Here is a 1,935-nt window from a genome sequence, read left to right as displayed (position 1 = left end):
ACGCTCCGCGCGGGGTCAGGAGCCTCCGCGCGGGGTCCTACAGCCGTCCGGCCGCGCGCACCGTCAGGGCGACCTCGCCGCGCTCGTCGCTGGCCGCCAGGTCCACGACGACGTCGATCCGCCAGTCGTGGTCCCCGGCCGGGTCGTCGAGCAGCTGGCGGACCTCCCAGCGCGCCGGCAGCCCGGCGCCCGCTGCCCGCTCCGTGACGAGCAGCAGCGCCGGGCCGCGCGCGTCCGAGCCGACGCCCAGGTCCGCGTGCTCGTCGAAGTACGGGTCCAGGGCCTCGCGCCAGCGGGTCGCGTCCCAGGCAGCGCCGTCGTCGTCCGTGTCGCCGAGGCCCGCGAGCTCGACCCAGCGCTCGCGCGAGACCAGCTCGACCCGGCGGAACAGGGCGTTGCGCACCAGGGCACGGAAGGCGCGCCGGTTGGCCGTGATCGCGGGCGGGGCCTCGTGCGCCGGGCCGTCCGCCGCCGCCGCCTCGACGGCCTCGGGGTTCGCCAGCCGCTCCCACTCGTCGAGCAGGCTCGAGTCCGTGCCGCGCACCAGCGCGCCCAGCCACTCGATGATCTCCTCGAGGTCCTCGGTGCGGCGCTCGGGCGGGACGGTCTGGCGCAGCGCGCGGAACGCGTCCGCGAGGTAGCGCAGCAGCACGCCCTCGGTGCGCTCCAGCCCGTAGAAGCCCACGTACTCGACGAAGGACATCGTGCGCTCGTGCAGGTCGCGGACCACCGACTTGGGGGACAGCTCGTGATCGGCCACCCACGGGTTGGTCCGCCGGTAGATCGCGAACGTCGCGCCCAGCAGCTCCGCGAGGGGCTGCGGGTGGCGGATGTCCTCGATCGCAGCCATCCGCTCCTCGTAGTCGTAGCCCTCGGCCTTCATCGCGCCGATCGCCTCGCCGCGGGCCCTCTTCTCCTGCGCGACGAGCACCTGCCGCGGGTCGTCGAGCGTGGACTCGATGACGGAGACGACGTCCACGGCGTACGACGGCGAGGCCGGGTCGAGCACGTCCAGCGCGGCGTAGGCGAACGGCGACAGCGCCTGGTTGAGCGCGAACTGGGCCGGCAGGTCAACGGTCAGCCGCACCGTCCGACCCCGGCCGTCCGCACGCGGCACGCGCTCGACGACGCCGGCGGTGCGCAGCGAGCGGTAGATGTTGACGGCCTGGCGCACGTGCCGTCCGCGCGCGGACGCGGGCTCGTGGTTGTCGGTGAGCAGCCGGGTCATCGCCTCGACGGGATCGCCGACCGGTCGCGCCAGCACGTTGAGCACCATGGCGTGCGTGACGGCGAAGCTCGAGGTCAGGGGCTCCGGCGGCGCGTCGCGAAGTCGCTCGAAGGTCTTGTCCGTCCAGTTGACCGCGCCCTCGGGTGCCTTCTTGCGGACGATCTTGCGCTGCTTGCGCGGGTCGTCGCCCGCTTTGGCCAGCGCCTTGCGGTTCTCGATGACGTGGTCCGGCGCCATGACGACCACCTCGCCGAGCGTGTCGTACCCGGCACGGCCCGCGCGCCCGGCGACCTGGTGGAACTCGCGCGCGGACAGGTGGCGCATCCGCACGCCGTCGTACTTGACCAGCGACGTGAGCACCACGGTGCGGATCGGCACGTTGATGCCCACCCCGAGGGTGTCCGTGCCGCACACGACGGTGAGCAGCCCCTGCTGGGTGAGCCGCTCGACGACGCGCCGGTAGCGGGGGAGCATCCCGGCGTGGTGCACGCCGACGCCGTGCCGCAGCAGCCGCGAGAGGGTCCGGCCGAAGCCCGTGCCGAACCGGAAGGCGCCGAGCTCCGTGGCGATGGCGTCACGCTGCTCGCGCGACGCGAGGGTGCTCGACATGAGGGCCTGCGCGCGCTCGACGGCGGCGGCCTGCGTGAAGTGCACGAGGTAGACCGGCGAGCGCCGGGTGTGCACGAGGTCCTCGACCACCTCGTGCA

Annotated in this window: 1 protein-coding gene; it reads right to left on the bottom strand. The window is 74.0% G+C overall.

What is annotated here, in order from left to right; all coding sequences use genetic code 11:
* Positions 1 to 37 precede the first annotated feature (37 nt).
* On the bottom strand, positions 38 to 1,935 hold a 1,898-nt coding region (locus PKY62_RS01205), incomplete at its 5' end, for a DUF3516 domain-containing protein (RefSeq protein ID WP_324534026.1).

The sequence above is a fragment of the Actinotalea sp. genome, from assembly GCF_035443605.1.
In the GTDB taxonomy this organism is placed as follows: domain Bacteria; phylum Actinomycetota; class Actinomycetes; order Actinomycetales; family Cellulomonadaceae; genus Actinotalea.
Note: the sequence above shows the minus strand (reverse complement) of the source record. Positions and strands in the feature narration are given on the sequence as shown.